This window comes from Synechococcus sp. R5-12 (genome assembly GCF_047502655.1).
Taxonomy (GTDB): domain Bacteria; phylum Cyanobacteriota; class Cyanobacteriia; order Thermostichales; family Thermostichaceae; genus Thermostichus.
In genome coordinates this window covers 1-6,612 of sequence record NZ_JANSIM010000127.1, presented here as the reverse complement: position 1 = coordinate 6,612, position 6,612 = coordinate 1, and the positions used below count along the sequence as shown (strand labels likewise).

General features: G+C 60.8%; 7 protein-coding genes. All 7 read right to left on the bottom strand.

The features are described 5' to 3' along the window. Window positions 1–85: 85 nt before the first annotated feature. Complete coding sequence (locus NW843_RS07640; protein ID WP_414350034.1) at window positions 86–1,225, bottom strand: glucose-6-phosphate dehydrogenase assembly protein OpcA; 1,140 nt, start codon at window positions 1,223–1,225, stop codon at window positions 86–88. 130 nt (window positions 1,226–1,355) lie between these two features. Beyond that, a complete protein-coding gene (locus tag NW843_RS07635; protein ID WP_414522581.1) occupies window positions 1,356–2,954 on the bottom strand; it encodes a glucose-6-phosphate isomerase in 1,599 nt (532 codons plus the stop codon). Between the two features lie 46 nt (window positions 2,955–3,000). Beyond that, window positions 3,001–3,507 carry a 2-amino-4-hydroxy-6-hydroxymethyldihydropteridine diphosphokinase gene (folK, locus tag NW843_RS07630; RefSeq protein WP_414342548.1) on the bottom strand — a complete coding sequence of 169 codons (507 nt, stop codon included), beginning with the start codon at window positions 3,505–3,507 and terminating at the stop codon, window positions 3,001–3,003. Then, window positions 3,504–3,869, bottom strand: coding sequence for a dihydroneopterin aldolase (folB, locus tag NW843_RS07625; RefSeq protein WP_414522580.1), 366 nt, complete (start codon window positions 3,867–3,869; stop codon window positions 3,504–3,506). Before folB ends, folK begins: the two co-directional genes overlap by 4 nt. Next, the gene (gene folP, locus NW843_RS07620) at window positions 3,856–4,725 is read right to left on the bottom strand and encodes a dihydropteroate synthase (protein ID WP_414522579.1); all 870 of its coding nucleotides are present in this window, start codon (window positions 4,723–4,725) and stop codon (window positions 3,856–3,858) included. The genes folB and folP overlap by 14 nt, the downstream gene beginning before the upstream one ends. Before the next feature lie 541 nt (window positions 4,726–5,266). Continuing rightward, window positions 5,267–6,358: a redox-regulated ATPase YchF gene (ychF, locus tag NW843_RS07615; RefSeq protein ID WP_011434459.1), complete on the bottom strand. Its 1,092-nt coding sequence runs from the start codon at window positions 6,356–6,358 to the stop codon at window positions 5,267–5,269. Window positions 6,359–6,421: 63 nt separating this feature from the next. Further along, window positions 6,422–6,612 (bottom strand): hypothetical protein (locus tag NW843_RS07610; protein ID WP_414522578.1); only part of this gene is annotated, 191 nt, incomplete at its 5' end.

The following is a 6,612-nucleotide window of genomic DNA, read 5'->3' as shown; positions in this document are numbered from 1 at the left end:
AGCCCGCACTCTCTCGCTTTAGCGGCGCGGAGCGCTTTGCATCAGTATGAGTGCGGGAGTATGTCACTTAAACCAGAAGCAGATCTCAGCTTTTGCCCAGCTTCAGCATCTGATCCACCACCCCTAGGGTTTCTTCGTAGAGGTAGTCGGGGCCAAGCCGCTGCAACTCGGCAGCCAGCAGGGTGTCGAGGGAATCCTGCTCCAGGGGAGCCACCTGGCGAACCACACATCTCTGAGCACCCCCCATGGCTTCCATGCGCATACACCCTGTGATTTCGGAGCACAGCACAGTACAGGCGTCGGCTTCTTGGTTGCTGGAGGTGAGGCGCAGCCCGATGAGATCCCCCGGCTGGCTGATTTCCGAGGCCAAGGGCACAGCCGCCAGTTCTGCCATCACCTCACCGCCCATTTGGGTTTGAAAGCGGATGCGGTCAATCTTGTAATCGTGTTCTTGAGCCTGAACCCGCTCTGTGGGAGTCCATCCCAGGCGACCGGCCAGCCAGCCCAGGAAAAGGAACGCCTGGCAGGGATTGCCGGCTTTGTAGTCGAGGTTCACGCGATCTACGAGGTATAGGGACTCCCGCCGGTCGGGAGGGTCAAAGGCTTGGGCGGTGAGTTCCTGCCAAGGCAGCAGCCGCCGCCAGTTGAGATCCCCACAGTGGCGCCCCTCACCCACCAAGAGGTGGATTTCCTGCAGATCTTCTTCTGGATTGACAAAGCCCCGTGAATCGACGATGACCCGGTTGCTCAGAGCCACCAATTTTTGAAACAGCAAGCTGTTCAAATCCAGATCCCCTTGCCACCACAAAAAGGTGGGCAAGTTGGGGATCAGCAGCGAGGCAACGGTGCTGCAGGCCCGCACAAAGGCCGATTCGGGCGCTTTCAGGGTGATGTATTCGCAACAGACCAACGAGCTGCGCTGCTCACGGGTCACCGGACAGTAGGCGGCCACCTGGGCCTCGATGGCGTCGTCTGCAGATCCCTCCCGTTTGGCTCGCAGGTCAATGACGCGACAGGGGTTCTGGGTGGCGATGGCTTCGACGGTGGGGGAAGGCAGCAACAGCGCATCGTCCAGAGATTCGTACACCACCAGGGTAAAGGTGGCAGCGCGGGCGGCAACGCTCTCTCCTTTGGAAGACCAGATCTTGTTCAGCTCCTGCTCAATATCTTCGATGGAGACATCTTTCGGGGTTTGTAGGGGCAGGACGGCAGCAGATTGATCCATAGTCTCCTCCTGGAGTGGACTCTTGCTCGATTCTAGGCAGGGGGGTCGGCTGGCCGGGAAGGGCTTAAGGCGAGGTACAGATTGACCAACTCAAGCCTGCGCTCCACACCCAATCCAGGAAATCAGAGGATCAAGCGGGCCGGGGCTGGATGCTCAGCTCCAGGGGGCGGGCGGGATCCCCTGTCAACAGGACTCCGCGGCCATTGGCGTGTAGGTGCCGCACAATCCAGTACAGGGTTTCTATGCGCTCCGGGCAGCCCAGTTTCTCTGCCAGTTGGGGCAAAGTCAGGGATCCCTGGTGCTCCTGCACCGTCTCTAGCAATCGCCGTTGCAGCTCCAAGACAGCGCTGGCGGCTTTCTTGCCTGCTTCCACCCCCGGTTGATGGTAAGCGTTGATCTGGATTAGGGAGGCGTAGAGGCCCACGGCTCGTTCGTAGAGGGCGATCAAGGCCCCCACCGAGCGGGCATCTACCCGTGGCAGCGTCACGGTAATGGAGTCGCGACCGTTTTCGTAGAGGGCCTGGCGGGTGCCCTGCAGCAGGCCGTTCAGGTAGTCGCCACTGGTCACCTGCGGCTCCACGAAGGGGGAAGGGATCCCAGGCTCCCGATCCTGAAGCACCTCGATGAAGGTGACAAAGAAGTTGTTCAAGCCATCCCGCAACTGCTGGACGTAGGCATGTTGGTCGGTGGTGCCCTTGTTGCCGTAAACGGCGATGCCCTGCTCCACACGGTTGCCGTTTAGATCGTGGGATTTGCCCAGGGATTCCATCACCAACTGTTGTAAGTAACGGCTAAACAGCAGCAGGCGATCCTTGTAGGGCAAAACCACCATGTCCTTGCGCCCTTGCCCTTGACCGACGATGTACCAGGCCATGGCCAGTAGAGCGGCGGGATTGCGCTCCAGGTGGGGCAGGCGGGTGGCCTCATCCATGGTGGCTGCCCCGGCCAGCAAAGCCCGGATATCAATGCCCTGCAACGCTGCCGGCAACAGGCCCACCGGGGACGTTTCGGAGGTGCGCCCCCCCACCCAGTCGAAGATGGGGAAGACCTCCAACCACCCCTCCTGCCGCGCCTGCTGCTCCAATTGGCTGCCGGGGCCGGTGATGGCCACCGCATGGGCAGAAAAAGGGATCCCGGCTTTTTGGTAGGCCAGCTTCACCTCCACCAAGCCATTGCGGGGCTCTGGGGTGCCGCCGGATTTGGAGGTGGTGATCACCAGCGTTTGCCCCAGTTGGTCTGCCAGCCGCCCCAGCACCCGGTCAAACCCGTCGGGATCCGTGTTGTCGATGAAGTGGATGTTCAGGGGGGGGTGCAGCGGAGCCAGGGCCTCCGCCACAAATTGCGGCCCCAGAGCTGAGCCGCCAATGCCGATGCAGAGCAGCTCGGTGAACCGTCCCCCCCCGCTGGCCGGGATGGTTCCGCGATGGATCTTTTCGGCAAAGGTTTCCACTCGCTCAATGGAATCCTGAATGGCCTGCCGGATTTCAGGGGTGGGAGCCAGCTCGGGCGCCCGCAGCCAATAGTGGCCCACCTGGCGGCCTTCGTCGGGGTTGGCAATGGCTCCTGCCTCCAAAGCCTGCATATCGGCAAAAGCCTGGGCAAAGCGAGGCCGTAGCGCTTCCACCTGAGGGGGAGTGAAACGGATGCGGCTGATATCGACGAAAATCTCCAGGCCGGGATGGTAGTAAAGCCAATCGCAGTAGCGCTGCCAGAGTTGGAGGCTGTCCATGGGATCCCTTTTGCCGAAATCCCTAACCAGCTTACCAAACTCTTTCTTACTCCCAGCCGAGGGTTGTGCGCTCCAGCCAGGACTGATCCAAACTGATGAGTGCCTCTTTGACCCCCACACCGGTCTCAGGGTGACGCCAGTCGGGAGCGATCTCCCCCAAGGGAGCTAAGACAAAAGCACGTTCCATCATGCGGGGGTGGGGCAACGTCAGCTCAGGGCTGTTCAGGATGCGGCTGCCCATGGCCAGCAGATCCAAATCCAGGGTTCTGGCCTCCCAGCGGATGCGCCGCACCCGTCCTGCCTCCTGCTCGATGGCCAGCAGCGCCCCGAGCAACTCCAGGGGAGACCGGTAGGGGGGAAAGGGATCCAACGCCACCACTGCATTGAGGTAATCAGGCTGTCCGGGTGGCCCCCCTTGGGCTGGGCTGCGGTAGAGACTGGAACGGGCCGCCACCTCTCCCAGCTGGGGCAGCTTCTGCACAGCCAGGCGCAACTGCTGCAGCGGATCCCCCAAGTTGCTTCCCAGGGCAATGTAGGCCAGGTCGGGATTCATACAGATCGGCGACGGTCGATCTCTACGTAAACATCATCGAACAGCCCCGGCAGGGGAGCTTGGGGCTTGTGAACCCGCACGGTCAGGGCCTCCAGCTGGGGATAGCTCTGCCACAGCCACTCTGCAATCTGGTCTGCCAAGGTCTCGATCAAGCGGCGGCGCTGGCCGGTCACCTCCTGCCGCACCCTCTCGTACACCTGGGCGTAGTCCACCGTGCGCGAGAGGTCATCTTGGATCTCGGCTAGGGAAAGCCGCATCTCCACGTCCACCACAAAACGCCCACCCAAAACCGCTTCCTCCGGGCAGTGGCCGTGATAGGCATGAAAGACGAGGCCCTGCAGCACCAGCCTACCCTGCGTCATGGTGCAGAGCTTCCCAAGTGGCAAGGGCGGAAACATGAGCCGGCACGTTGTGAACCCGTACCAGGGCAGCCCCCCGGCTGGCTGCAAACAGGTGCACGGCCACGCTGGCGCTGTCTCGCTCGCTGGGCACGGCAATGCCGGAAAGCTTGCCCACAAAACTTTTGCGGGATGCCCCCACCAAAACTGGGTAGCCGTAGGCCACCAGCCGCGGTAGGGCTTTGAGCAGGGTTACATTCTGCTCAGCAGTTTTGGCAAAGCCCAAGCCCGGATCCAAAACAACGCTGGGCACGCCCGCTGCCAGGGCCCGCTCTGCCTGTTCCCTGAGAAAACCGAAAACCTCCCCCTCCAGGTCAGCATAGTCGGTCTGCTGCTGCATGGTGCGCGGTTCTCCCCGCATGTGCATGATCACCGCCGGCACCCCCTTTTCGGCACAGACCTGTATCATTTGGGGATCCCGCAGCCCGCTGACATCGTTGATGATGTGCGCCCCGGCAGCCAAAGCCGCAGCCGCCACCTCCGTTCTGCGCGTATCGACGCTGATGGGGATCCCGGATCCTTCCAGGGCCCGGATCACGGGCAAGACTCGGTCGCATTCCACCTCCACCGATACCGGCTCCGCTCCCGGACGGGTGGACTCGCCGCCAATATCCACGATCAAGGCCCCTGCCGCTGCCATGGCTTTGGCTGCCTGCACAGCCGCTTCTGCAGATCCCCACAGGCCGCCATCGCTGAAGCTGTCGGGGGTAACGTTTAGCACCCCCATCACCCCAACGCCCCGCCAAGAAAGACGGTAGCCCTCTGGCGTCTGTTCTGCCCCAGGCAGAGGACGTCGGGAGATCAAGCTGGTAACACCCATAACCGCTGCAGGCTGCCGTGTTGCAAAAGCAGGGGGAAAAGTCTCCCACTGCCTAGGATGGTATTGCCGTCAATCCCAAGGCTGGCGCAAGCCCAACAGGATTCTACAAAATTTTTTACAACGTCCTTACAGAGCCACGATTGGTGAAAGGCTGCCCCTGCCGGCTCAAGCGCAAGGAATGGCCCCCGCCGACAGAGGAAGCTCTCCCGCTCTGGCTAGAACATGATGTCGTCTTCCGAACGACCCCAAATACACCAAATGATAGAGGCAAAGATCGCCATGTAAACCCAGGCCATCGGGCCGTATTGCAGCAGATCCATCAATACATCCCTAAAACATTTGTTTATCTAGTCCAATTATTGTGATGTTTCGTTACAGCGTCAACCGTTTTCTTAGGAAAAGGCCCCCTCTCAGACCCAGCCGGAGCTGCGCTGGGATCCCTTGTCCAGGGCGGGTTAAGTCTTTTTGCCTAAAGACAGGGAGCAAGTCTTCAGTTTCTGAGAAAACCCAGCTTGCCTGAGAGATGCAGGAGGATAGGGAACTAGACATTGAAGCGGAAGTGCATCACGTCCCCTTCCTGGACGACGTAGTCTTTGCCTTCGCTGCGCAGCAGGCCCTTTTCTTTGGCGGCATTCAGGGATCCCGCCGCCACCAGATCGGCATAGGCCACCGTCTCGGCCCGGATGAAGCCCCGCTCAAAATCGGAGTGGATCACCCCGGCTGCCTGAGGGGCTGTGGCGCCGACTGGAATCGTCCAAGCGCGGGTTTCTTTGGGGCCAGAGGTAAAGTAGGTGCGCAAGCCCAACAGCTCGTAGGTGGCTCGGATGAGAGATTTCAGCCCGCCCTCTTTTACCCCTAACGAATCCAGATAGGCCTGTCGCTCGTCGGGGGGCAGCTCCACCAGTTCCGCCTCCACCTGGGCTGAGACCACCACCACACCTGCCCCTTCCGCCTCGGCAAATTGCCGCACCTGCTCCACCCAGGCATTGCCGCTGGCCAGATCCGTTTCCGCCACATTGGCGGCGTAGATGACTTTTTTGCGGGTGAGCAGCCCCAACCCTTTGATCAACTGCTCTTCTTCTGGGCTGAGGGGTACCAGGCGAGCCGGCTTGCCCTCGTCCAAGGCAGCCTGTAATTGTTCCAGAGCCTGCAACTCCAGTTGGGCGGTTTTGTCGGACTTTGCCTGCTTGCGCACCCGCTCTATGCGCCGCTCGATCTGGGCCAAATCCGCCAAGGCTAGCTCCAAGTTGATCACCCCGATATCCCGCAAGGGATCCACCGAACCCGCCACATGCACAATGTTCTCGTCTTGGAAGCAGCGCACCACGTGCACCACGGCGTCCACCTGGCGAATGTGGGAGAGAAACTGGTTGCCCAGACCCTCCCCCTTGCTGGCTCCAGCCACCAGCCCGGCAATATCCACAAACTCGATTTGGCTGGGGATGATCTCGGCAGAACCGCTGATCTTGGCCAGCACCTGCAAGCGCTCGTCGGGCACCGCCACCCGCCCCACATTCGGCTCAATGGTGCAGAAGGGAAAGTTGGCCGCCTCGGCTTTGGCATTTTCACAGAGGGCGTTGAACAAGGTAGATTTGCCTACGTTGGGCAGGCCGACAATTCCAGCTCTCAACATCCAGATCTTGGGGAAAAAGCCAAAAACCAGGGTAACGGGATCCCTTGCCCAGCGGAAAGATCCCTACTCTGACGTTAGCATTTGCCGCCCCTTTCCCAACCGGTGGATCCGCTCCCAAGCGCTCCGCGCCGCCAACGCCACCACCTTCGGCTCCTCTCCCAAGAGAACTGTATTTTTTGTCAGCTGCACAGTGTTGGGCAGCTGAGGTCTTTTGACATCCTCCCCGGCCTGAAGGCTGGAGATTCCTACCACGC